Below are 24,528 nucleotides of genomic sequence, written 5' to 3'. Positions count from 1 at the left end.
CCTGCCAGGCGCACGGCGCCGAGTATCAGTGTGCCGACGGCACCTGGAAGCGCGCCGGCACATTCGGCAAGGCGGGCGCCTTCAGCTTCTACCCGGGCAAGAACCTCGGTGCGTGTGGCGAGGCGGGCGCAGTGACGACTGAGGATGCGGAGGTCGCGAAGACCATCCGCATGCTGCGCGAGCACGGTCAGGCGCAGAAGTACTACCACGACCTCGAGGGCTACAACGGCCGGCTCGACGCGGTGCAGGCGGCGTTCCTGCGCATCAAGCTGCGCCGCCTGGCTGAGTGGACGACACAGCGACGTGATGCGGCGTGCCGGTACCACGAGTCGCTGGCCGGCGTGCCCGACGTGACGACGCCGTACGAGCCGTCGGGCAGCCGTGCGGTGTACCACCTGTACGTGATCCGGCATCCGCAGCGCGACGCGCTTGCCGAGCACCTGAAGGCGCACGGCGTGTTCACCGGGCTGCACTACCCACTGCCGGTGCACCTGCAGAAGTGCTACGTGGAGTGGGGCTACGCCGAAGGCGCGCTCCCGGTGACCGAGCGCGCGGCCAAGGAGATCCTGTCGTTGCCGATGTTCCCGGGGCTGACGCCCGAGCAGCAGCATCGTGTCGCAGCTGCGAGCGCCTCGTTCGCCGCGACTGCGGTGACGAGCTGACACGGCGAGTGGAAGTCGACCGAGTGGGCGCAATCTCGAGGCGGCACTGACGTGAGCACCATGGAGTCCGCCCCGGCGGTCGAGACCAGCCGCGCGGCTACACGCGGCCTTCGCGTGTGCCACGTGGTCTACTCCTTCTACGACACGGATTACCGAGTACGTCGCTATGCAACAGCGCTCGCCAGGCGCGGCGACCACGTGGACGTCATTGCGCTTCGCCGCGAGGGGCAGTCGCGCGACGAGGTGATCGACGGGTGCCACGTCTCGCGGTTGCAGACCCGCTCCAAGGACGAGCGTGGGCCGCTCGGGTACCTCGCCAAGGTCGTCCTCTTCCTCATGCGCGCGGCCGCCGTGGTCGCCTCGCGCCATGCGAAGCAACGCTACGACATCGTCCACGTCCACAATCTGCCAGACTTCCTGGTCTTCGCCGCGCTGATCCCGCGCCTCACCGGCGCGCGAGTGATCCTGGACATTCACGACGCATTCCCCGAACTCTACGTGACCAAGTTCAACACCCGTCCGGGCTCCCGCTTCCACCGGCTCTTGCTGGGAATCGAGAGGCTGTGCTGCCGGGCTGCGGACCATGTCATCGTGGCCAACCACATCTGGGGTGAGAGGATCGTCGCGCGCGCCGGCCTTGTCGGCCGATCGTCGGTGGTGCTGAACTGCCCGGAGCTGAGCCTGTTCCGGCCGCAGGCGAGGACGTCCGTTCCTCGAGGCACGCGGGTGCGGTTCATCTACCCGGGCAGCCTCAGCGCTCATCAGGGGCTGGAGACGGCCATCAGGGCCTTCGCGATTGCAGCACCGCGCATCGCGGAGGCAGAGTTCCAGATCTACGGTGAAGGTCCGAACCGGGCCACTCTGGAGGCGCTCGCCCTGGAGTTGGGCGTGAAGGATCGCGTCCACTTCAACGCCCCCGTACCCGTGCAGCAGCTTCCTCAGGTGCTGTCCGAGGCGGATTTCGGGGTCGAGCCGAAGTCGGCGACCGGCTTCAGCAATGAGGCACTGAGCACGAAGGTGCTGGAGTTCATGGCGTGCGAAGTCCCCGTGATTCTGTCGAGAACCATGGCCCACTCGCGCTATTTCCCCGAGGACCTGGTCCACTTCTTCCCGGCGCACGATTCCGACGCACTCGCTGCCGCCATGATCGAGTTGGCCCAGGCGCCCCCGGACAGCCTGCGCGTCGGTCGAGCACGAGCGTTCGCGTCCACCTATGCCTGGGAGACGCGGGTCGGAGAGTACTATGCCATCGTCGATGAACTGGCCCGCGGATCGCCGAATGGCACGTGGCCAGAGCACGTCGCCACTGGCGCGGGTCGTGCTTCCTAAGGAATGCGCCAGCAGTTGACCGCGTGTGCTTTGCGCCAGCCCCAGTGCGGGAACATCCGCGACCGTCGAGATCCTCTTACGGTGAACAACATGAACCCCCACATTTCTATCGACACGCAGCGTCCTTTCGAACGCGCCAGCCATCTCGCCTCCCACACCAGGACGTGCCTCGCAACGTTCCTGCTTCTGGCCTGTTCTCTGTTGACGATTACAGAACGGGCCGCCGCAGCTACGCTCTCGGCGCCGTCGTGTTCGGCGTTCGACGTGAACGAGACGATTGCCATCGCCAAGACTGGCGACACGGTGCTGGTTCCAGCCGGAACCTGTACCTGGGGCGCTGGTGGGAATTACGTCTCGCTAGACAAGGTCATCACGCTCCAAGGTGCCGGTCGAGGCGTGACCATCATCGAGATGGCCTCGACGGCGGGCAGTTGGACGAACGGCACGATTCGGCTCTACTGGCCAGGGACTGTGCGTGGGTTCACGATAAAGACATCAACAGGCGCCAGTGGAACAGCCATTGGGGCGTACTGGACGGATGGCTTTCGCGTGACCGACATCGAGTACATCGACAGGTCCTCGTCCAACAGCGGCTACTTCCTGTACACCGACGTGTATGGGGTCGTCGACAACAACAGCATCACGGGAAACCGAGGCGACATGGAGATGATCTTCGCCCGCGGGCCGGCCAACGATCCAATCAAGTCGTGGCAGACTCCCCACTCGATGGGAGGCGCGGCTAATCTGTTCGTGGAGAACAACGAGTTCTTTGGCCTGGGCTACGTGATCGATTGCAACGCCAACAGCCGCTGTGTGTTGCGCTACAACACCATCCACGGCCCGTCGAAGATCGACGGGCACGGGAAGGCGTCCAATTCCCCTGGGCGGGGTGTGCGGCACATGGAGATCTACAACAACCGGTGGACGAACACGGGCGCCTACTGGACCGCGATCGAACTGCGAGGCGGAGGGGGGCGAGTTTTCAACAATGTCGCCAGTGGCGGATGGTTCTATCTCACCGAATACGGGGCGATGGCAGCCTGGCCGAACTTCGGGAGCGTCTGCCAGTGTCCAGCGAACTATCCCATCGATGACCAGATCGGCGTCGGAAGTGACCCCAAGACGGCGGCGGCAGAGCCCATGTACCTGTGGAACAACATCAAGAACGGCAGCGCATGGACGTTAGACCTGGCCTCCACATCCAACTGCACGGCAACCTGCGGGACGTTTGCCATCACGGACATCGTCAAGCCTGGGCGTGATTACTTCGTCAGCGCGTCGAAGCCGGCGGCGATCTCCGGCTATCAGCCGTACACCTGTCCGCACCCCGTGGTTGGACCCGGCTCGTGCGGGGCCGCGGCCGGAAGAGACGGGTACACGGTCGGTCTTCCCGCGCCTACCCCGCCTACCCCGCCTACGGGACTGAGAGTTGTGCCCTGACGAGCGTTGCGTCCAGAAGGGCGATGACGAGCCAGCCTGAGCTCGTGGCTGATGCCTCCTAAACTCGCCGTCCTCATTGCGGCCGTCTTCGTCCTTGCGGCGTTTCGCTCGGACAAGGAAGCTTCGCAGTGGCCCTCGGACGGACTGTTCTGGCCGACGCTGTGGTACGTGATCGTCGCCAGCCGCCCGATCGGGGTCTGGCTGGACATCTGGGGCGTGCCCCTGCCCGGTGGAGGAGGCGACGCCACGGACGGCAGCGCCATCGACAGGTACTTCTTCTCCGTACTGACAGTCATCGGTGTCACGATACTCTCGCGTCGCAGGGTCGACATCGGCGCCATCGTTCGCAGCAATCCAGTCGTCACGTGCCTCTTGCTGTACATGGCCATCAGTGTCGTCTGGTCCGCGTACCCTTTTGTCTCGTTCAAGCGGCTGATCAAGATGATCGGGTCGGTCGTCATGGCGCTAGTGATCGTGACCCATCCGCGCCGGTTTGATGCAGCACTCACCGTGCTGAAGAGCTGCCTGTTTATCCATCTGCCGATGTCGATCATCTTCACGCGCTATTTCAGGGACCTCGGCGTGACCTTCGACTGGAGTGGCTCGTCCGAGTCGTGGATCGGGATCGCGACCTCGAAGAACACCCTCGGCCAAGTGGCGATGCTGGGGCTGATCTGCTTCAGTGTCGTGCTCAGGCAGAACTGGAGCCGCAAGCGTTTCCAGTTCTTCCCCATGGCGTACCTGGGCATGGCGCTGTATCTCCTCCGCGGGTCGAGCGAAGCCATCAGCATGACCTCCGTGTCCGTGGCTGCATTTGCCACCATCGTGCTGTATCGCCTTCAGGCGTATCGGAGCCTTCCTGCACAGGCCAGGCCCTTCGTTGTCGCCGTGTTCAGTGCCGTCGTCGCCCTCATTCTTCTCATCGCCGCGCACAGCGTCTTCCTGTTCTCCGCGGACTCGATCCTGGGGAACATGGTCACGATGTTCGGGCGCGACATCACCTTGACCGACAGGACCTACATCTGGTCCGACTGCTACGCCGCCGTCTCGAATCCCCTGCTCGGCGTGGGGTTCGGCGGCTTCTGGATCGGGCGGCTGGTCAACATCCCATGGAACGCAAACATGACGTGGGTGCTCGGTCAGGCGCACAGCGGCTACGTCGAGACCTATCTCCAGCTCGGCCTGATTGGTGTCCTGCTCCTCGCGATGCTCGTGTTCACTTCATTCCCGAAGCTGCTGAAGGAATTGGAGACGAGCTTCGACGACGGCGCGATCCGCATCACCCTGTTCCTGACGATTCTGTTCGTGAACGTCACGGAGTCGGTCTTCCCGAGGGGTGACCACCACCTGTGGCTCCTGTTTCTCGTCGCGCTGATCCATGTGCCGGTAGTCGGCGAGGTTCGGAAGCGGGTACCTCTTCGGCGAGCGCCGCGCATCGCAACGGCACGGACGCACCGCGCTGCCGAGCCGCGCATCGTCGACGCGTCCGGCCTCCGTCTGCCCGGAGTAGCCGCACCCCAGCACTGAATGGCGGTTGAGTTCCCAACGGTCCTGCTGTTCCACGACGGCGATCCAAGCCCGCAGCTGCTGGCGGTGCAGCGCATGGCCGAGTTCTTCGGGGCTCGCTGTGTGCGGCAACCGGGGCACGACACGGTGTCGTCGTTGGCCGGCGGTGGTGCTGCCTGCGCAGTCGTGGATGTCGACAGTCTCGGCGATCCTGACGCCGCCGAGGGGCATGCGATTGCCGACAAGAGCCTCCTTGGCTTGATTCCCACGCTCCTGCTGGTCACGGAGAGCCAGCCGAGCGGGACGCGGTTGTCCCGATGGACGGGAGGCGGAATCACGGTTGGAGAGGGAAGCGGTGCCGACTCACGCATCCGTTTCCCCCGATCCTCAGCGCGAATCACCCGGGAGCTTGCGTCCACTTCATTCGTACGCCAGGGGGCGTCCCCGCTGAGGGTCGTGGGCGAGCGACCGGTGTCGGCGCTGATGACGGTGGGCGAATGGCCGTCGTTCGTGCAGTGGGAGGGCGGTGGCATCGAGTGTTTCCTCTGGGCCACCCGTTCGGTCATGGACGTCTCGGCGGTCGTCGCGGCGGAACGCGATTTCGAGGAGGCGCTGGACACCTGCCTTCCGCTCGTCATCTTTCTGCGCCGCGCACTCGGCGCCGCTTGCTGGCACAATCCCGACCGGCTGGCGGGCTTCGTGATCGACGACCCGCTGCTCGTCCGCCGCTACGGCTTCATCGATTTCGCTGCACTGCTCCGCTCGGCTCGGGAGAGGTGTTATCACGTCTCCCTTGCCTTCATCCCCTGGAACTGGTGGCGAACTCGCAACGGCCCGGGTCGCCTCTTCAGGGACCATGCCGATGTCTTCAGCCTGTGCGTCCACGGCTGCGACCACAACAACAACGAGTATGGTCAGGCCGACTACGAGCTCCTTCGCGACAAGAACAACCGGGCACTAGACCGGATGGATCGTCTTGCGGAGCGCGTGCGAATTCCGTACGCCCCCCTGGCGGTCTGCCCGCAGGAGCAGTGCTCCATGGAAGGCTGGAAGGCGTTCGCGGATACGCCGGGCTTTCTCGGGATGGTGAATACTGGCTGTCTGGCGCGAAATGTCCCGAACGAGCAAGTCACCATGGGCGACCTCATGCTTCCCGCCCAGGACGCGCTCTTCGGGTTTCCGGTCTTCAAGCGTCACTATGCCGGGGAGATGTCGCCGTTCGCCCTGGCGCTGTTCCTGGGCAAGCCGGCGATCCTCGTCGAACACCACGAGTACTTCCGCACCGGACTCGGGCCGATCGAGGACTTCGTCGCCAGGCTGCGCGAGCAGTGCCCGGACATCCGGTGGGTGGGGCTACGCGAGACGGCGACGTTCACGCACATGCGGCGTGACCTTTCCACGGAATGCCTCGCGGTCAGGTTCTTCACGAACACGTTCGAACTGCAGCCACACGTGGACCGACCCATGCGATGGGAGCTGCAGAAGCGCGTGCTGGCGCAGCGCATTGCCGCAGTCACCGTCGACGACGTGGCTCACCCCTTCCGTGTGGAGGACGGGATGGTGCACATCGAGTTGCGCACCGATTCGGTCCGTCGCAGGCTCATCAGGGTCGTGCCCCACCTCGAGCCGCATACGAACCGACCGACCTCGCTGGCCTACCACATCCAGGTCGCCGTGCGACGAGCGCTGTCGGAGTTCCGCGACAACGTTCTCGCCCGCAATGCCAGAGTCCACTCCGTTGCGCGTGCCATCACTCGAAGGCTCGGGGTTGCCGCGAAGCATCAGCCTTCGTGACCTGGTGATGATCGGCACATGAACCTTGTCATTCCCCACGGCTTCGAGGCGAACTATACGGTCGGATTCGCCCGCGGGCTGGCTGCCAATGGAATCGATCTCATGGTCGCGTCCGACGACGACATCGGGCCGCGGTTGGCGGACGCAGGTATTGCCCACCGCAACCTGCGCGGCAGCCTCGACCCCAGCCGCCGGACCCTCGAGAAGGCGATCAACATTGTCCGCTACTACCTTCGACTACTCGGCGTGATCGTCGAGTACCGGGGGGGCACGCTCCACTTCAATGGGTTGCTCGCGAGCCGTGCCATCCTGCTCGACGGTCTGCTCCTGCCCCCGTGGTTGCGACTCTGGGCCGGCCGTTACGTACACACCGCCCACAACGCGCTGCCCCACGGCAGGGAGAAGAGCGGGTTGTTCCGCCGGATGTATCGCTGGATCTACCGATTCCCGCACACGATCATCGCCCACACCGAGAAGGTGGCACGGCAACTCGAGGAGGAGTTCGGCGTCACGCGCGACCGCATCATCGTCATCTCCATCGGTTTGAACGAGGAGATGCCCACGACCGATCTGTCGATGCCGGCCGCCCGCGTCCGCCTCGGCTTGCCTGAGCGTGGCCCAATCGCGCTCTTCTTCGGAAAACTGGAACCCTACAAGGGCGTGGACCTTCTCGCCGAGGCGTGGGGGTCTGTCCGCACTCCGGGGTCCCATCTCGTCATCGCCGGGTGGTGTCCGGACCAGCCATATGCCGAACAGGTTCGTTCAGCCATCAGTCGCTCGCCTCGCGCGAGCACGATGGAATGGCGCGAGGGGTTCGTGCCAAACGCTCAAGTCGCGCTCTGGTTGCGCGCCTGCGACGTCGTGGTGATGCCCTACCGCAACATCTACCAGAGTGGCGTGGTCTTTCTCTGCCTGCGCTTCGGGATCCCGATCGTCGCCACCGACGTCGGCTCGCTGTCGGAGTACATCGATGACGACTCCGGCATCATCGCGCCTCCCGACGATCCTGACGCCTTCGCCGCAGCCGTGGACCGCTTCTTCGCATCATGCAACCGTTTCGACCGCGAGGCGATCGCAGGGCAGGCCCTGAAGTACTCGTGGGATCGGCAGTGTCTCCGCGTCAGGCATCTGTACCAGTAGAGTGACGCCAGCAAAGGTATCCAGAATGCGTCGTGTGCTGCTGGTGTCGAACAAGGTCTTTCACTACCGGGTATCGAACTATAACTACTTCGCACGGAGGTTCCGCGAACTCGACTGGGAGTTCTGTGTCCGGTCCAACGAACTCGAACGAAGCAATCCCTACCCGCTGGAGTTCGACTTTCGCGAGGTGCCATTCAGCTTCGGCGCGTACAAGCGGGAGATCGAGGCGCTCAATCCCGACGTGGTCATCCTGTTCCTGCACTTGAAGGACACGATGATCTGGCCGCTGCTGCACTGGCTCAAGCTGCGGGGCATCCCGACCGTGTACTGGAACAAGGGCGTGAACCTCGAGGTGAGGAACCCCGGGCTTCGCAACCTGCCCTTCTACTACGTGCACTCTCTCTGCGATGCCATCGTGCTGTATTCGCAGCACGAGGTGAAGGACATCCGCCCCGGCAACCGCCACAAGGTGTTCGTCGCCAACAACACCATCAATCTCTCGGCCTTCCCGACCATCACGGCATCGAAGGACGAGCTGAAGCGCGAGTTCGGAATTCCGTTCGAGAAGGTCGTCCTCTTCGTCGGCCGCATGCGCCCGGTCAAGAAGGTGGACCACCTCATCGCCGTCTTCAACGACATCGACGATCCCGACTGCGGCTGCGTGATCGTCGGCGATCCGATGGGCTTCGACCTGCCGGCGATGATTCGGAAGAAGAACGTGATGCACCTCGGCGAGGTGCACGACCCTGAGGGCATCAGGATCAGCAAGATCTTCAAGCTGTCGGACCTCTTCGTGATCCCGGGCGATGTCGGCCTCGGGATGAACCAGGCGTTCTACTGGGGCCTGCCGGTGGTGACCGAAGCAGGCCTGCAGCCTCCCGAGATCCACTACCTCAAGGAGGGCCGCAGCGGTTTCGTGGTCCTCGAGAACGACATCGCCGCGTTGAAGGAGAAGATGCTGCTCCTGCTGCGCGACGACGCGCTCCGCGCCCGGTTCAGCGCCGCGGCCAGGGAGGACATCCTGCAGGAAGCATCGATCGAGAAGATGTTCTCGGGTTTCCGCGAGTGCGTCGCCGCGCTGACCACGCCGGGTTCGCCACTGTGCGCGGCGCGTTTCCGATGATCCCGGAGTCCGGTGCTCCCGTGCCACTCCGGGTCGTACTGGATCGCTTCGTCGTGTGGCTCGATGCGTACGGCGAGACGTCGCAGGACCATCAGGATTTCTACGCGAGCCGCGTCGGTCGCGCGGCCAAGAACCTGTATTACCGCAGTCCCCTGCTCGGCAAGGCCGCTGTGCTGCCGATGGTCGTGTGCGAAGCGTTCTTTCCGTGGACACGCCGGTTCTACTTTCCGCGGATGAGGCTGCCGATCTCCGACGCCCACTTCGCCATGGGGTATGCGGCGCTTCACCACGTGACAGGTGAGAGACGGCATCTCGACCGCGCCCTTCACTTCCTGGAGGTGCTCGAGCAGACCCGGTGCCCTGGGTACGAGCGGCACGGCTGGGGCTATCCCTTCGACTGGCAGACCCGTGGCGGCATCCTTGCCCAGGGCACTCCGCTCATCACCACGACGCCCTACTGCTACGAAGCCTTCGCCGACGTGCATCGCCTTTCGCCAGAGCCTGGCCGGCGCGAGATCATGCGATCGATCGCCGATCACGTCCTGCTCGACTACCGCGATGTGGAACTCGGCCCCGGCGTGGCGACCTGTACCTACACCCCCACGGGCGGCGAACGGGTCGTCAACGCCAGTGCCTACCGCGCCTTCACCCTCTTCAGCGCCTGGAGGGAGTTCCGGGACGAGCGCTACCGCGCAACCGCCGAGCGAAACCTGAACTTCGTCCTGCAGTGCCAGTTGCCCGACGGTTCATGGCCCTACGCTGTGGACGGCGCCCGTCCGTTCGTGGACCACTTCCACACGTGCTTCGTGATGAAGTCGCTGGCCAAGATCGAGGCCCTCACGGGCCACGCGGGCTGCCGCGAGGCACTCGATCGAGGCGTGGCGTACTACACACAGCATCTCTTCGATGAAGCCGGCCTGCCGCGCCCGTTCGCCCGAGCGCCGCGACTGACGGTGTACCGCCGAGAGCTCTACGATTGCGCCGAATGCATCAATCTGGGCGTGCTCCTGCGCGGCCGATACCCTTCGCTGGATGCCGCAGTCGACCGGACGGTGACCGAGATCACCCGGCACTGGCAGTTGCCTGACGGCCATTTCCGTAGCCGCAAGCTGTTGCTTGGGTGGGACAACGTGCCCATGCATCGCTGGGGGCAGTCCGAGATGTTCCGTGCCCTGTGCCTGCGATTGCAGGCCGAGCACGTGTCTGCCGGAGCGTAACCACACCCCATGTGCGGCATCTGCGGCCTGTACAACTTCGAAACCGGCGCCCCGGCGGACCGTGGCACGGTTGAACGGATGACCCGCACGATCGTGCACCGCGGTCCGGATGACGAGGGCATCCACGTGGATGGCTCGCTGGCGCTGGGTTTTCGTCGCCTCGCGATCATCGATCTATCGCCGGCTGGTCACCAGCCGATGTCGGACCCGCACGGCACCGTCTGGGTCACGTTCAACGGCGAGATCTACAACTTTATGGACGTGCGCCGGGAGCTCGAGGCACACGGCCATGTGTTCCGCTCCCAGTGCGATACCGAGGTCATCGTCCACGGCTACAAGCAGTGGGGCGATGCCGTGCTCGACCGCCTCAACGGCATGTTCGGCCTGGCCATCTGGGATACGAAGACACGCCGCCTGATGCTCGCCCGAGATCCGATGGGCATCAAACCGTTGTACTACTCGATTCACGACGGCACGGTGTACTGGGGCTCGGAGATCCGCGCGGTCCGCGCGGCAGTGCCGGTGCAGCCTTCGCCCGACGTCGAGGCGATGGCGCTCTTCCTGCGGTATCGCTACACGCCCGCGCCGCGCACGATGTTCGCCGGCATCAGGAAGCTGGCCGCCGGCGAAAAGCTCGTCGTTCGGGACAGCCGAGCAGAGGTCCTGCGGTACTACCAGTACGAGCCGGTTCCTTTCGCACCACAGCCTCGCGTCGACGAGGCGGCCGAGCAACTGCTCGACTTGTACAAGGATGCGGTACGGCGGCAGCTGATGAGTGACGTGCCGCTCGGCCTGCTCCTGAGCGGGGGCATGGACTCCGGCCTGCTGCTGGGCCTGATGAATCTCCATGGCAAGGCCTGGCCGACGTTCACGGTGGGTTACGGCGCATCGTTCCGCGACGACGAGCTGAGCGACGCCGCAGAGACGGCACGCCTCCTTGGCGCTGAACATCACGTTGTCCGCATCAGCCAGGACTCCTTCGAGGAAGCGCTGCCTCGGATCGTCGGTGCGCTGGAGGAGCCGGTGGCCTCGTCCTCGATCGTGCCCATGTACTTCGTGTGCCAGCGGGCACGTGAAGTGGTCAAGGTGGCGCTGATCGGGCAGGGGCCGGACGAACTCTTCGGCGGCTACACCCGCCACCTGGGCGTGCACTACGGCGCGGCATGGCGATCGCTCCCACGCTGGATGCAGGCCGGCAGCGCCGCCCTGGCCGGCGCGCTCCTGCCCCGCAACGACACAGTGAAGCGAGGCCTCTACTCGCTGAACGAGAGCGATCAGTTGCGCCGATTCCAGCGGGTGTTCTCCCTCACTGCCGATGCGGAGATGGAGAGCCTCTTCCTGGGCGGAGCCGGTGTCGAGGGGTCGCACAGCGAGGCGTATCGGTCGTGGGCGTCCTGCGTTCCGGCCATGCGCAATCTGGACGAACTCAACGCCTTTCAACTTCTCGAGCTCCGCTCGTCCCTTCCCGACGAACTGCTGATGTATGGCGACAAGCTCTCGATGGCGCATGCCCTCGAGGCGCGGGTGCCGTATCTGGACCGCCCCGTCGTGGAACACGTCCAACGGCTCGGCGCCTCCTTCAAGGTACGGAACGGTGTGAGGAAATGGCTCCATCGCCGCGTCGCCAGGAAGTTCCTGCCTCGGGAGATTGTCGGACGCAAGAAGCGCGGCTTCGCCGTCAACGTCGTCGACGACTGGTTCCGCAAGAGCCTGCACGGGCGATTCAACGACTATCTCGCGGATGGGCAATCGCTGATATATCGCCACGTGCGGCATGCGACCGTGACGCAGTGGATGAAGGAGCACGCGGCCGGCCAGAAGGACCATCACAAGATCCTGTTCAGCCTGGTCGTGCTTGAGCAGTGGTTGCGCAATCAGACGGATGCAGCTTGAACCATGGTTGCTCCGGAATCCGCATCAACCCAAGAGCGCTTCTATCTGCCAGAGCTGGACACACTCCGGTTCGTCGCCTTCTTGACCGTCTTCCTGCATCACTCCCTGAACGACCCGGTATCGCGGTATGTCGATGCGGGCCTACCGCAATCGGCAGCCAGCATGATTGTCGCTGTGCTGCGAGCTGGGATGTTTGGAGTCGACCTTTTCTTTCTGCTTTCGAGCTTTCTGATCACTTCGCTTCTCGTGCGCGAGTACCGCGGCACCGGTACCATCGACGTCAAGGGCTTCTGGATTCGTCGCAGTCTGCGGATCTGGCCGCTGTACTTTGCCTTCGTGGGACTGGCCGGGTTTGTCCTTCCGCGCATGTTTCATTTCGTTGCCCCACCAGAGAAGGGACATGTGCTTGGCCTCCTGACCTTCACCCACAACTGGGCGATCGCCTTCTCGGACGCAGGTCGGGGCAGCCCTACACTGGTGCTGTGGAGCGTTTCCCTGGAGGAGCAGTTCTACTTCACCTGGCCACTCCTGATCGTCCTTGCCGGGATTCAGCGCCTGCGCCACATAGCGATCGGGATGATTCTGATCGCTGTTGTCGGCCGCATCTTCGCAATTGCATCAGAGGCGAGTTGGTACATGCTCTGGACTGCCACTCCGCTGAGGATGGAGCCCATCGCCGTGGGGGCACTGGTCGCCCTGATAAGTGACCGGCTCCCGGCATTCGGTGGTGGCGCCCGCCTTGCAATGATCGTCGCCGGCTTCTCGATTCCCGTAGCATGCATGTCCCTGGGGCACGACACACACTGGGGCTGGGCGCTGATACTGCCCTTGGTAACAATCGGGTGCTTGTTCGTCTTTCTCGCAATCTATGGCTCGGCCTGCAGATTGCTCACATGGACTCCACTCGTTTACCTCGGCAAGATATCCTACGGCCTCTATGTGTTCCACGCACTGGCCATTCAGTTCTCGCCTCGACTCGCCATTCCCGGCTTGCCCTTCGGTCGCACCATCAGCGCATTCCTGCTGACAGTGATCCTGGCCGCCCTGAGCTACCAGTTTCTTGAACGCCCGTTCCTTCGGCTCAAGGACAGATTTGCACACGTTCCATCCCGGCCCGCCTGACCCCAACCAGCCGGAACTACCCTCCACACTCTAATGAGCCGACTGATCATCGAAGCCGGACGCTCAGAGCGCCACTACTGGCGTGACCTCTGGCGTTACCGAGAACTGTTCTATTTCCTCGCCTGGCGCGATCTCCTCGTCCGCTACAAACAGACCGTCGTGGGGGTGGCCTGGTCGCTGATCCGCCCGCTACTCACAATGGCCGTACTCACAATCGTCTTCGGCAAGTTGGGACGTATGCCGTCTGGTGGCGCTCCCTACCCGCTGCTCGTGTTCTGTGGGATGCTGCCCTGGCAGTTCTTCGCCAATGCGTTGTCGGAAAGCGGGAACAGCCTGGTCGCTAATTCGAACCTGATCTCCAAGGTGTATTTTCCGCGTCTCGTGGTTCCCGCGAGCAGCATTGTCACCAGTTTCGTCGACTTTGTTATCTCAGGCGCGTTTTTGATACTGCTCATGCTCTGGTACAGCGCTGTCCCCCCCATACAGATCGTCGCCTTGCCCGCGTTCGTGCTGTTGGGAGTATCGGCTTCGCTCGGTATCGGGCTGTGGGTCGCCGCCCTCATGGTCGAGTATCGCGACTTCCGCTTCGTCCTTCCGTTCGTTGTGCAGTTCGGCCTGTACATCTCCCCGGTCGGGTTCTTCAGCAGCATCGTCCCGTCCCAGTATCGGCTCCTCTATTCGCTCAATCCGATCGTCGGCGTGATCGACGGCTTTCGCTGGTGCATTCTCGGCGGCGAGCACGTCATCTACTGGCCAGGACTGGCGATGTCGTGCGGAACCGTTGTGCTGTCGTTGAGCACGGGGGTCTGGTACTTCCGCCGCACCGAGCGCAGCTTCGCCGACGTGATCTGACCGATGAGCGACCCCATCATCTCCGTCGAGAACCTGAGCAAGCGATATCTCATCGGGCAGCGACGCTCGAAGGAGGACGGCTTCCGCCACGTCATCGAGGATGCGGTGCGCGCCCCGTGGCAGTGGCTGCGCGGCCGCTGGGAGCAGCGCAAGCAAGAGGACGAGGAGTACTGGGCGTTGCGCGACGTCACGTTCGAGGTCAACCGTGGCGACGTCGTGGGCATTGTCGGTCGCAACGGCGCGGGCAAGAGCACGCTCCTGAAGGTCCTCAGCCGGATCACCGAGCCGACGACTGGGAGGATCACGCTGGACGGTCGCGTGGCCAGTCTCCTCGAGGTGGGCACCGGCTTTCATTCCGAGTTGACCGGCCGCGAGAACATTTTCCTCAACGGCGCGATACTGGGCATGAGCCGGGTCGAGATCAAGCGCAAGTTCGACGAGATCGTCTCGTTCTCGGAGATCGAGAAGTTTCTCGATACGCCGGTGAAGCGATACTCATCCGGTATGTACGTCCGTCTCGCCTTCGCCGTTGCTGCCCACCTCGAGCCAGAGATCTTGATAGTCGACGAGGTACTAGCAGTCGGCGACGCCCAGTTCCAGTCTCGGTGCCTTGGCAAGATGCAACAGGTGGCCACAAGCGGCCGCACCGTTCTGTTTGTCAGTCACAACATGGCGGCGGTAAAGCGATTGTGCCGTAAAGGCCTATACCTCGTTGGCGGGCGAAACCACGGATACCAGGACATCGATGACATCGTGAGCCGATACGCCCAGGACACGGCCTCGACCAACTCAGTGCTGCGCCACTCGATCGCGGAGGTCGTTGTCCGATTCTTCCGACTTGACGGTTCGCCTCTGAAAGTATGGGCGTTGGGCGAGGAGATCAGGGCTGAGGTCCAAGTGCGTGCGTCCCAATTGCTCCCGCGGCCTGCCGTTGACCTGACGTTCTACGAGGACAACGGAGTGAGAGTGTTCGCACTGCAAAGCGACGCTGAGGACCACCCCGACTGGCCGTCTGAAGCGAAGACGTTTACCGTGACCTTCAACGTGCGAAACCCAGGATTCTGCGCCCAGGAACTGACGGTGGACGTCGGCATACGAGCTGACGGTGGCCAGGAGCACCTGTGCTGGTGGCAGCGGATCGATGTCATCCCGATGTCCCTAAAGGGCCTGACGTTTCGTCCGGTGTCTGCCAGTGTGATCGCGGTGCCATTTAGAGCGGGGTTCCTCGCCGAACCACAGCCCTCAGGCAACGACTGGTCGACGAAAGCCGAGAGTGAGTGAGCCGGAGTCACCGTAAGCCGCAATCCTGACAATGACTTCCTGAAGAGAATGGCCAACATTGTACGCCTCGCGCTCTCGACCTGGTGGCGCGCACGTCGAAACACCCTTCGCGAGTTTCGCGCCGCCGTCGCTCGACGCGCCCGCTGGCCTGACCTCGTAGTCGAAGAGCCAGTGACCTGGGTCACCGACGATTTGGACTGCATCGAGATCGGCCACCACGTCCACATCGGGCGGTTTAGCGAGATCGTCGCCCTGGCGCGGAGTGAGCATTCTCCTGTCGAGGGAAGGTTGTCCATCGGTGATCGTACCTTCATTGGCGCGCAGGCAAACATACGTGCGACCGGCGGTATCGTTCGAATCGGTCGCGACTGCCTGCTCGCTCAGCAGGTGTCCCTCATTGGTTGCAACCACGAGATCAGGGCGGGGCAACTCTACTGCGACCTGACATGGGACACCAGCAAGACTGGAGTCACAATTGGCAATAACGTTTGGGTCGGATGCGGATCAACCGTCCTTCCTGGTTGCGCGATAGGTGACAACGCGGTGGTGGGCGCCGGAAGTGTCGTGACGAAGTCGATTCCTGCAGGGACAATCTGGGCAGGAAATCCCGCAAGACAGATCCGCGTCGTTTAGGAGAGGGGCCTCGCTCTAGTCGCGACGCCGTGTACCCATCAGGCAAATAACTCAATGAGGACGATCAGCGAAATGGTCCGCGGTCTACAGAGGCGCACGAGATTGGCCCTTGGCGTGCCGTGTCACGATCCATGGGAGATCAACTACCGCGTCAACCGACTCGAGGACCCGGTTCCTGCAGGCTCGACCTTTACCTTCCCATGGGGAGAGATCGAGTACGTGTCGGCGAGCAACCTTCGCGGGCAATACTGGGAGATCTACCTGAAGCGGCACTACGCGTTCAAGACCACCGAAGTGGCACCGACAATCATCGATGCCGGAGCCAACGTCGGCATGAGCGTGATCTGGTTCAAGCAGACGTACCCCGGCAGCCGGATCACCGCCTACGAAGCCGATCCGATGATAGCCGCCATCCTCTCGCGCAATCTCAAGGCGGCGGCGATCAACGACGTGCAAGTCCAGCAGGCCGCAGTCTGGGACCATGATGGGAGTGTCAGCTTCGACGATGCGGGGTCAGACAAGGGCGCCATCTCAGCCCAGGGCGGCGCATCTGTACCGTGTATCGACCTCAGTGGGCACCTACCCGAGCGCGTCGACATGCTGAAAATGGACATCGAGGGCGCCGAGTACGCCGTCATCGAGAAGCTGAGTCGCGATCAGACACTGCGGCAGGTCCAGAATATCTCTGCCGAGTACCACATTCAGCGCCATCAAATGGACCAGTTTCTGGACTCGATGCGGTTGCTGCGCGACTCTGGCATGGAGGTCGCCTTCACCGCGGATCTCGGCCCACACCTGGGACTCGCGCCGCTAGAGGCCGCGCTCGACGTTGTCGGGCGTGAGCAGATGCTGGCGCAAGTGTACGCGTGGCGCCAGCCCTGAAGTCCCGGTCCATGCGCATCGCCATCGTTAACGAGCTCTGGACTGCCGGGGCGACACGCTGCGCGCGCGACCTGCAGCGGGGACTCCAGGAGCGCCACGACGTACGCTACTTCCCCGACAACGTGAGTCTGACGGCGAACGAGCAGTTCGAGCAACTGGAAGCACATCGTCCGGATGTGGTTCATCTACATTCGTACTATGGGGATCTTCCTTATGACTTTCTGGCCCGGGTCGCGAGCCGCTTTCCCACTGTCGTCACGCCGCACGACCCACGCCCCATCGGCGACACACATCTGAAGTGCTGGGATTGCGATGCCTATCGCACCTGCTTCCGCTGCCCGCTGGTCGGAGCGGCCAAGCGGTACTCTCTCATCTCGCACACCTACTTCTGGCGCCGGCGGGAGAAGCGTCGAGTACACGCACATCTGCCAAAGCACACGGCATTCGTGTGCGTGAGCGAATGGATGCGCCAGCGGATGCTGCAGACCGAACTCGCCCGCTTCCGCATCGAACGCATCTACAACGGAGTCGATCTGGACCGATTCCGCCGCGATCCCGATGCACGAAAGCGCCTCGGCCTGCCTCCCGACGCCAAGGTCGTCTGCTTCATGGCTCACCATGCTGGCTGGACCTCAGACGAACGCAAGGGAGGCCACATCCTGGCGCAGGCTCTGGCCGAGGTCGTGATACCGCAGACGCCCGACGTAATCGTGCTCGCCGTGGGTGGCGGAATGATCCCCAACATTCCGAACGTGCGCCCGATCGGATTCATCAAACCCGAAGACGTCGCGACCTATTACTCGGCGGCGGACGTCTTTGTCGCGCCGTCGCTTGCCGACAATCTGCCTTACACCGTCCTCGAGGCTATGGCTTGCGAAGTCCCGGTCATCGCGTCCCGGGTGGGTGGGATTCCAGAACAGGTCCTGGATGGACGAACAGGCGCATTGGTCGACCCGAATGACCCCAAGGCGTTGGGAGAAGCCTTGATCGGCCTGCTCGTGGCCCCGGGGCGGATGCGCGAGCTTGGAGTCAGGGCGCGACAGCGCGTCGCAGAAGACTTCGACATGCACGGGTTCGTAGCCAAGTATGAAGCGCTGTACCAGCAGCTTCAGACCGTATAGGTGGCTGAGCCGCACATGTGTGACCTGACGATCATATTGGCAACGGCCTCCAGCGAAGCCGTTGTCGCACCCACGCTGGCTTCGCTTCGCGAGGCTGTCTCTGGCTCAGCCTTGTCGATCGAAGTGTTGCTTGTGGAGAACGCCACCAGCAGCTCTCTCGGAAAGCTGGCACTCGGCCCGGTCTGCGCATCGGTCGGAGTTCGGTACCTCCATGAAGCGACGCCTGGGAAGTCACACGCGTTGAATTGCGCACTCCGCCAGGCGCGCGGGCGTGTGCTTGTCTTCACTGACGATGATCTGCGATTCCCGACCGGATGGCTGGAGCGGATGACGGCCCCGATTCGGAACGGATCCGCCATGGCCGTCGCAGGTGGCGTGCGGCTCGCGCCGCACCTGTTGCGCCCGTGGATGAACTGCACCCACCGCGCGTGGCTCGCCTCCACGGCCGATTACCTCTCACCCACAGCGCCGTCGGAGATGTGCGGCGCCAACATGGCCGTGGATCGCCGCGTCTTCGATCGTGTCGGAGGGTTCGACACAGAGCTCGGCCCTGGTGTTACGAATGGTGGGGAGGAGTCGCTCCTGAGCTGGCAAATCAGAGAGTGCGGGTGGCGGATCGAGCCGGCCTTTGACGCTGAGGTTGAACACCACCTCAACCCGGATCGCCTGAAGTACAAGCATTGGCTGAAGGCCGCAACCCTCAAGGGCTGGTCCCGCGCCTACCTTCGCCACCATTGGTTTCACGAGCCGATCGACCACCCGCGCAAGACTTTGATGGTCCTGCGCACCAAGCTCCTGGTCCGCCGCCGGATCACAGCGCGTCCTGGTCCTGACGAGGAGGGGATCGCCCCGTGGGAATTGAGCTATGTGGAGGAGATCGCCGCATGCTCCCGCTACATGCGCGAACGTGAACGGCCTCGCAACTACGCACGCCGTGGAATCCAGAAGCTCGGTGCTGTTCCCGCCTTCGCCTCATGACTCAAGCGCGACTGATCGCATTCTATCTGCCGCAGTTCCATCCGACACCCGACAACGATGCCTGGTGGGGTAAGGGCTTCACGGAGTGGACGAACGTCACGAAAGCGCTACCGCTCTTCCGCGGCCATTACCAGCCGCACTTGCCAGCCGATCTGGGCTTCTATGACCTTCGCGTACCGGAGGTGCGCGAGGAACAGGCGCAACTCGCCCGCAAGGCGGGTATCGAGGGCTTCAGCTACTGGCACTACTGGTTCGCCGGCCGACGCGTGCTGGAGCGACCGTTCCATGAAGTCGTTACGTCCGGAAGGCCGGACTTTCCATTCTGTGCAGCTTGGGCCAACGACACTTGGAGCAGCCACTGGTACGGGGCTGAACGTCGCGTCCTCATCGAGCAGACCTATCCGGGACGCGACGACCATGAACGTCACTTTCACGCGCTTCTTCCGGCCTTCCTGGATCGGCGCTACATCCGTGTACACGGCCGGCCGATCTTCACCATTTTCCGGCCGATGAAGCTGCCGGAGACACAGGCGTTCATCGCGCTCTGGCAGGATCTGGCTTGTCGGAACGGCTTGCCAGGGATCCACTTCATCGCCCACTTGTTCGACAACGAGCTGGACTTCAGCTGGAAGCACCACGGTTATGACGGGGCCGTCGTGACCAACGAGCTGAAGCTGCAGCGCCGTCGCTGGTGGGACATCGTGGCCCAGCGTTCGCGGACCACCACCACTGAGTCCGGACGCCTGGCTGGAATGGCGGCAGGCGGGAGAGTTGCCGCCCGGTTGCTGACTCACCGGCTACTGCAGCGAGTGATGGGTTGGCCGGGCGGTGTCCACTTCTACGAGGACGCTGTCCTCTTCTTCCGCTCCGAGCAAGGACTAGCGCAGGGCTGCTACCCGTCCATCGTCCCGGGTTGGGACAACACGCCTCGTGCGGGGAACAAGGGCATTGTCCTGCACGGCTCCACGCCAGAGCTGTTCGCCCAGCACGCGCGCGAGATTCTTGGCGCCGTGGCCGACCGCCCGGCCGAGGAGCGCCTCGTCTTCGTGAAGTCCTGGAACGAATGGGCTGAAGGCAACTACCTGGAGCCGGATCACAGATTCGGTCATGCCTATATCGACGCCCTGCGCGCCGCCGTGGGACCCGAGGTCGATGATCGGCTCACCGCCAGAGCGGACCCGGGCAACCAACCGACGAGGCAGAACACGGACGCGTGACCACCACGTGTCGCAGGTCTGTCTTATAGACGCGTCACTGGCAGATTCTGAGCGTTCATCCGATGCACAACCTCACAATTGAAACGCTGCTCAGTGAGATGCCGCGGTTCCACGCTATGTTCGCACAAGACCGGACTGCCATACCGAATGCGGTCAGTCACGGAATCCAGGCAGCGATCCTTCACTGGATTGGGCAGAACGTCCGCCCAGGCTTTCACAGTCTGGAAACCGGGTGCGGCTACTCCAGCATCGCCTTCATCTCCGCGGGAGCTCGCCACACTGTCGTGTCTCCGACACAGTCTGAACACGAGTCGATACAGAAGTGGTGTGTCGACCACGAGGTATCGCTCGAAAACGCGCGATTTCTGGCGGGCCGCTCTCAGGCAATCCTGCCAACACTGGAGACCGAGTCGCTGGATGTAGTCCTGATCGATGGCGACCATGCTTTCCCAGGCCCATTCCTTGATTGGGCCTTCACAGCGGATCGCCTCAAGAAGGACGGAGTGCTCATCGTAGATGATACCGATCTCGTTACGGGCACCATACTTGAGTCATTCCTCTTGATGGAACGTCACAATTGGATACTCGAGGATACGAAGGGCAAGACATCTTTCTTCCGTAAACTCGTTGACGGCACTGTGACCCAGCCCGAGTGGCACGGTTTGCAGCCGTTCGCCGCGAAGAGAGATCGTAGCGTGCTGCGCCGCATTCGCCGCAAACTGGCTCAGATTCTTGCTCACTCGGACGACGCACTCTTCTGGCGCTGATCCGCGTCCCACGATCACGTGAATCGCATCTTGTTCATCTGTCACGACGCCAGCCGGACCGGTGCGCCCATTGGGCTCCTGGCGTTCATGCAATGGCTGAAGGCCAATCGCGGCTGTGAGATTGGCACGATCCTGCGGAATCCGGGGCCGCTCCAACCTGGTTTCGCCGAGCTCGGCCCGATGCTCACGCTGGGCTCAACGTTGTTCCACCGGACGCGACTCGGTCGCCGCATGCGGGAACGACTTCCAGAATCGCTTTGGTCCGAGCAAGGCAAAGTGCGGCGTTTCTTCGAGGCTGGCCGCTACGAGTTGGTCTATTCCAACACGGCTACCAATGGCGCCATCCTGTCGGCTCTGGGTGGATACGGCGTACCGATTCTTACGCACGTCCACGAACTCCAGTACTGGCTGACGCGCATCGGCACCGAGAACCTGGCGGCGGTCAAGGCGCACACCCGATTCTACGTCGCGGCCTCGCAGGCGGTGCGCGACAACCTCGTACGGAACCACGGAGTCGCGCCGGAAGGAATCGCGGTGGTCTACGAACACATTCGTGAGCTGCCCGTCGTCCCTTCGCCTCAACAGAAGGCGGCCGCACGCGAGGCCCTCGGCATACCGGCATACGCCGTCGTTATCGGCGGATGCGGGGCTGAGCATTGGCGCAAAGGGCGCGACGTGATTCCGCAGCTACTGATCGCCTTACGGCGAATCACGCCCGCCCGCGACTTTCGTTTCCTCTGGGTCGGCCGGGCAGGGTCTGCCGAGGAAGAGTACGCGCTGCGGTACGACTTGTCCTCGTCGGGTCTCGCGGACAAGTTCCACACGAGCGGGGAAACCGCGGATCCCTTTCGTGTCTTCCCGGCGTTCGACGCATTCGCCCTGCTGTCGCGCGACGACCCCTACCCGCTGGCCTGCCTCGAGGTCGCCGCGATGGAGTGCCCGGTGGTGTGTTTCCTCGAGGCTGGCGGTATTCCGGAGTTCATCCGCGATGGGTGCGGTCTGGCCGTGCCATATCTCGACCTGCCCGCAATGGCGGAGGCGTTCGTGAGACTCGCGAACACTCCTGCGGAGGCACGGCGGTTCGGCGTCAATGCCCGAGCCAAGGTAGCGAGGGAGAACCTACCCGAAACCACCGGACCGCAGCTATGGGAGGCCATGGAGCGTTGTATCGCGACCAAGCACTGCTGAACCGAGGTCCCGCGGGGCGATCGTAAGCTCCCCCAAGACGTAGACACTCCCTTGGTAGACTGAGCCGCTCAGGAGCAGTCCATGCGGAAGTCGAAGTTCAGCGAGAGCCAGATCGTCGGCATCCTCCGAGAAGCGGAGGGTGGCGTGCCGGTGGCGGACCTGCTGCGCAAGCACGGTATCAGCCGGCCCACCTTCTTCAAGTGGCGGAGCAAGTACGGCGGGGCGACCGTCTCCGACGTGAAGCGCCTGCGTGAGCTCGAGGTCGAGAACGCGAAGCTCAAACGCATGTACGCGGACCTGGCGTTGGAGAACGCGGCGATCAAGGACGTGCTCCACCGAAAGCTGTAGGGCCGCTCGCGAAGCGACAGATCGCCCAGGTGCTCGTCACGGAGCATCGGCTGCCAGTGCAGCGGGCGTGTCGCGTGGTGAGGCTGTCGCGAGCGGCGTACTACCGGCCTCAAGTGTCACGGGCCCTGCGTGATGCCGCGGTGATCGATGCGTTGACCGCGCTGGTGGCGGTGCACGGTCGCTGGGGCTTCTGGAAGCTCTTCGATCGGCTCCGCGCGCAGGGGCGGACGTGGAATCACAAGCGCGTGCATCGCGTCTACTGCGCGCTGCGCTTGAACCTGCCGCGTCGCACCGTGCGCCGCGTGCCGAAGCGAGTGCGACAGCCCTTGGCGGCGCCGAGCACGCTGAATCACACGTGGGCGATGGACTTCATGAGCGACACGCTGTACGACGGCCGGCGGGTGCGAGCCCTGACGATCATCGATGAAGGCAATCGCGAGGCACTTGACGTCGTCGTCGCGGCATCGCTGCCGAGCGTCCGCGTGGCGCGGGTCCTGGACGCCCTCGCGCTCGTGCACGGCGCACCGCGGGCGATCCGGGTCGACAACGGCCCCGAGTTTCTGGCCCAGGCGTTTGTCGAATGGTGCGCCGGCCACGGCACGGCCATCCATCACATCCAACCGGGCAAGCCCGATCAGAACGCGTACATCGAGCGCTTCAATCGCACGTACCGCACGGAGGTCCTCAACGCGCACCTCTTCGAGTCCCTCGAGGAGCTGCAGGCGCTGACCGACACCTGGCTGCGGGTCTACAACGAGGAGCGGCCGCACGACAGCCTCGGCCGGGTGCCGCCCCTCACGTTTCTGCCGAGGCCTCAACCCGTGGCTGAGTCTCCTCTTGGAGTGTCTGCTTGACGGGGGAGCTTACGCGATGATCACCTGCATGTAGAACCGCTCGTGCCGCTCAGCCAGCGCGGCTACACTGAACTGGCGCTCGGCCCACTGTCGGCCCGCGTTGGCCAGCGAAGTTCTGAGCGACGGACTCTCGACGATCTCGCGGATGCGCGCCGCCATGCCGGCGATGTCGCCCTGCTCCAGCAGATACCCCGTGCGGCCCGTCTCGATTCCGTCGGGCACGCCGCCCGTCGCGTAGGCGACGACCGGCGTTTCCATCGCCTGGGCTTCGACAATGACCCGGCCCAGCCCCTCCGGGTGGTAGGTCGGGAACGCCACAACCGTGCTAGCGGCGTACCAGTCCCGCAACTCGTCCACAGTTTGATTGCCGAGGAACAACACCTGCGACGTGAGTTGCTCCCGTTCGATCTCCCGGCGCAGCTGGTCCACAAAGTCCGACGCATCCAACCGCCCAGCCAGCACGAACGCACACCTGACTCCCTGGCGCTGGAGCATGCCGCCGGCTCGTATGAGGTCCAGATGCCCCTTCTCGCGAACGACACGCGCAGGCAGGAGCACGATCGGCAGCGCTGCGCGTCCGGGGATCTGCCTCGCATGTTCGCGCCGGAAGTACTCGGTGTCGATGCCGTCAGACAGGTTGGTGAAGCACCGTTCGAGGTAGCGCGGTACCTGCAGGCCGTTCACTCCGGCCACTCCCTGCGCCATCAGGGCGTGTTTGCGCATCGCGGCGTGCAGGAACCGGTCGTTGGCGTAGTGGTTGACCACGATCACCGGCACCCGCGCCCGCCGGACTTCCATCAGGACCTCTTCCGCGTCAGCGCCGCCAAAGAAATGAAGGACAGCCAGGTCCACGGTCATCTCGCGCAGCATGCGTACGACCGCATCACCCGCGCCGATCGCCTGGCCAGGCTGGGGCGACAGGGGCATCGTGGCCAGCCAACGCTGGCCGAACCACTGCCAGAACGGCTGCCGATAGAGTATCCAGTCCCGCGCCTGCTGCTTGAGCCACTGGCGCCAGTGCCTGTCGGGAGCCGGCGAGTGCATGTCGGTGCCAGGCCTGACGGGCAGCGGGACGAGCACGAGCCGACCCAGGCCGTGCGCGGTCTCCGTCGGAGTGTGGGGAGGGGGCTGACGCGTCAGATGGAGGCGAACGATCGTCATCGCGTTTCGCTCAAGCAGCG

The 24,528-nt window shown here is 63.6% G+C and carries 22 protein-coding genes; 20 read left to right on the top strand and 2 right to left on the bottom strand.

Annotated features, from left to right (window positions below; translation table 11 throughout):
* From ACIRDX_RS22930 to ACIRDX_RS22875, 12 genes are all read left to right on the top strand, one after another.
* Window positions 1–662: DegT/DnrJ/EryC1/StrS family aminotransferase (locus tag ACIRDX_RS22930; RefSeq protein ID WP_396627727.1), on the top strand; the 662-nt coding region annotated here is incomplete at its 5' end.
* Between the two features lie 60 nt (window positions 663–722).
* On the top strand, window positions 723–1,991 hold the full coding sequence (locus ACIRDX_RS22925) for a glycosyltransferase family 4 protein (RefSeq protein WP_396627729.1): 1,269 nt from the start codon (window positions 723–725) through the stop codon (window positions 1,989–1,991).
* Between the two features lie 90 nt (window positions 1,992–2,081).
* The gene (locus tag ACIRDX_RS22920; RefSeq protein ID WP_396627726.1) at window positions 2,082–3,431 is read left to right on the top strand and encodes a hypothetical protein; all 1,350 of its coding nucleotides are present in this window, start codon (window positions 2,082–2,084) and stop codon (window positions 3,429–3,431) included.
* A gap of 51 nt (window positions 3,432–3,482) precedes the next feature.
* On the top strand, window positions 3,483–4,958 hold the full coding sequence (locus ACIRDX_RS22915; RefSeq protein ID WP_396627725.1) for an O-antigen ligase family protein: 1,476 nt from the start codon (window positions 3,483–3,485) through the stop codon (window positions 4,956–4,958).
* Window positions 4,959–6,731: a hypothetical protein gene (locus ACIRDX_RS22910; RefSeq protein ID WP_396627724.1), complete on the top strand. Its 1,773-nt coding sequence runs from the start codon at window positions 4,959–4,961 to the stop codon at window positions 6,729–6,731.
* Window positions 6,732–6,749: 18 nt separating this feature from the next.
* Window positions 6,750–7,871 carry a glycosyltransferase family 4 protein gene (locus tag ACIRDX_RS22905; protein ID WP_396627723.1) on the top strand — a complete coding sequence of 374 codons (1,122 nt, stop codon included), beginning with the start codon at window positions 6,750–6,752 and terminating at the stop codon, window positions 7,869–7,871.
* A 34-nt stretch (window positions 7,872–7,905) separates the two neighbouring features.
* Window positions 7,906–8,994, top strand: coding sequence for a glycosyltransferase family 4 protein (locus ACIRDX_RS22900; protein WP_396627722.1), 1,089 nt, complete (start codon window positions 7,906–7,908; stop codon window positions 8,992–8,994).
* A 20-nt stretch (window positions 8,995–9,014) separates the two neighbouring features.
* A complete protein-coding gene (locus tag ACIRDX_RS22895) occupies window positions 9,015–10,211 on the top strand; it encodes a hypothetical protein (RefSeq protein ID WP_396627721.1) in 1,197 nt (398 codons plus the stop codon).
* Between the two features lie 9 nt (window positions 10,212–10,220).
* Window positions 10,221–12,104: an asparagine synthase (glutamine-hydrolyzing) gene (gene asnB / locus ACIRDX_RS22890; protein ID WP_396627720.1), complete on the top strand. Its 1,884-nt coding sequence runs from the start codon at window positions 10,221–10,223 to the stop codon at window positions 12,102–12,104.
* 3 nt (window positions 12,105–12,107) lie between these two features.
* Entirely contained in the window at window positions 12,108–13,226 is a 1,119-nt protein-coding gene (locus tag ACIRDX_RS22885) for an acyltransferase family protein (RefSeq protein ID WP_396627719.1), read from the top strand.
* 33 nt (window positions 13,227–13,259) lie between these two features.
* Window positions 13,260–14,078 (top strand): ABC transporter permease, encoded by an 819-nt coding sequence (locus ACIRDX_RS22880; protein WP_396627718.1) that lies wholly within the window; start codon window positions 13,260–13,262, stop codon window positions 14,076–14,078.
* A gap of 3 nt (window positions 14,079–14,081) precedes the next feature.
* Window positions 14,082–15,359 (top strand): polysaccharide ABC transporter ATP-binding protein, encoded by a 1,278-nt coding sequence (locus ACIRDX_RS22875; protein ID WP_396627717.1) that lies wholly within the window; start codon window positions 14,082–14,084, stop codon window positions 15,357–15,359.
* Here the strand turns inward: ACIRDX_RS22875 and ACIRDX_RS22870 are convergent.
* Window positions 15,321–15,770 carry a hypothetical protein gene (locus ACIRDX_RS22870; protein WP_396627730.1) on the bottom strand — a complete coding sequence of 150 codons (450 nt, stop codon included), beginning with the start codon at window positions 15,768–15,770 and terminating at the stop codon, window positions 15,321–15,323. The genes ACIRDX_RS22875 and ACIRDX_RS22870 overlap by 39 nt on opposite strands.
* On the opposite strand from ACIRDX_RS22870, the gene ACIRDX_RS22865 reads away from it, so the two are divergent.
* From ACIRDX_RS22865 to ACIRDX_RS22830, 8 genes are all read left to right on the top strand, one after another.
* Window positions 15,654–15,992, top strand: coding sequence for an acyltransferase (locus ACIRDX_RS22865; protein ID WP_396627728.1), 339 nt, complete (start codon window positions 15,654–15,656; stop codon window positions 15,990–15,992). The genes ACIRDX_RS22870 and ACIRDX_RS22865 overlap by 117 nt on opposite strands.
* A 102-nt stretch (window positions 15,993–16,094) precedes the next feature.
* A complete protein-coding gene (locus ACIRDX_RS22860; protein WP_396627716.1) occupies window positions 16,095–16,874 on the top strand; it encodes an FkbM family methyltransferase in 780 nt (259 codons plus the stop codon).
* An 11-nt stretch (window positions 16,875–16,885) separates the two neighbouring features.
* A complete protein-coding gene (locus ACIRDX_RS22855; RefSeq protein ID WP_396627715.1) occupies window positions 16,886–17,995 on the top strand; it encodes a glycosyltransferase in 1,110 nt (369 codons plus the stop codon).
* 15 nt (window positions 17,996–18,010) lie between these two features.
* Entirely contained in the window at window positions 18,011–18,973 is a 963-nt protein-coding gene (locus tag ACIRDX_RS22850; RefSeq protein WP_396627714.1) for a glycosyltransferase, read from the top strand.
* Window positions 18,970–20,190 (top strand): glycoside hydrolase family 99-like domain-containing protein, encoded by a 1,221-nt coding sequence (locus ACIRDX_RS22845; RefSeq protein WP_396627713.1) that lies wholly within the window; start codon window positions 18,970–18,972, stop codon window positions 20,188–20,190. The genes ACIRDX_RS22850 and ACIRDX_RS22845 overlap by 4 nt, the downstream gene beginning before the upstream one ends.
* Before the next feature lie 62 nt (window positions 20,191–20,252).
* Complete coding sequence (locus tag ACIRDX_RS22840) at window positions 20,253–20,957, top strand: class I SAM-dependent methyltransferase (RefSeq protein WP_396627712.1); 705 nt, start codon at window positions 20,253–20,255, stop codon at window positions 20,955–20,957.
* Window positions 20,958–20,975: 18 nt separating this feature from the next.
* Window positions 20,976–22,145: a glycosyltransferase gene (locus tag ACIRDX_RS22835; protein WP_396627711.1), complete on the top strand. Its 1,170-nt coding sequence runs from the start codon at window positions 20,976–20,978 to the stop codon at window positions 22,143–22,145.
* A gap of 81 nt (window positions 22,146–22,226) precedes the next feature.
* A protein-coding gene (locus ACIRDX_RS22830; protein WP_396627710.1) for an IS3 family transposase occupies window positions 22,227–23,347 on the top strand; the annotation gives its coding sequence in 2 pieces (ribosomal slippage) (window positions 22,227–22,482 and window positions 22,482–23,347; 1,122 coding nt in all).
* Window positions 23,348–23,356: 9 nt separating this feature from the next.
* Here the strand turns inward: ACIRDX_RS22830 and ACIRDX_RS22825 are convergent.
* Window positions 23,357–24,528, bottom strand: a 1,172-nt coding sequence (locus tag ACIRDX_RS22825; RefSeq protein WP_396627709.1) for a glycosyltransferase family 4 protein, incomplete at its 5' end; no start/stop codon positions are given.

The sequence above is a fragment of the Luteitalea sp. genome (genome assembly GCF_044337415.1).
Classification (GTDB): Bacteria; Acidobacteriota; Vicinamibacteria; order Vicinamibacterales; family Vicinamibacteraceae; genus Luteitalea.
The sequence above is the reverse complement of the archived record's forward strand: the minus strand, read 5'-3'. Positions and strand labels throughout refer to the sequence as shown.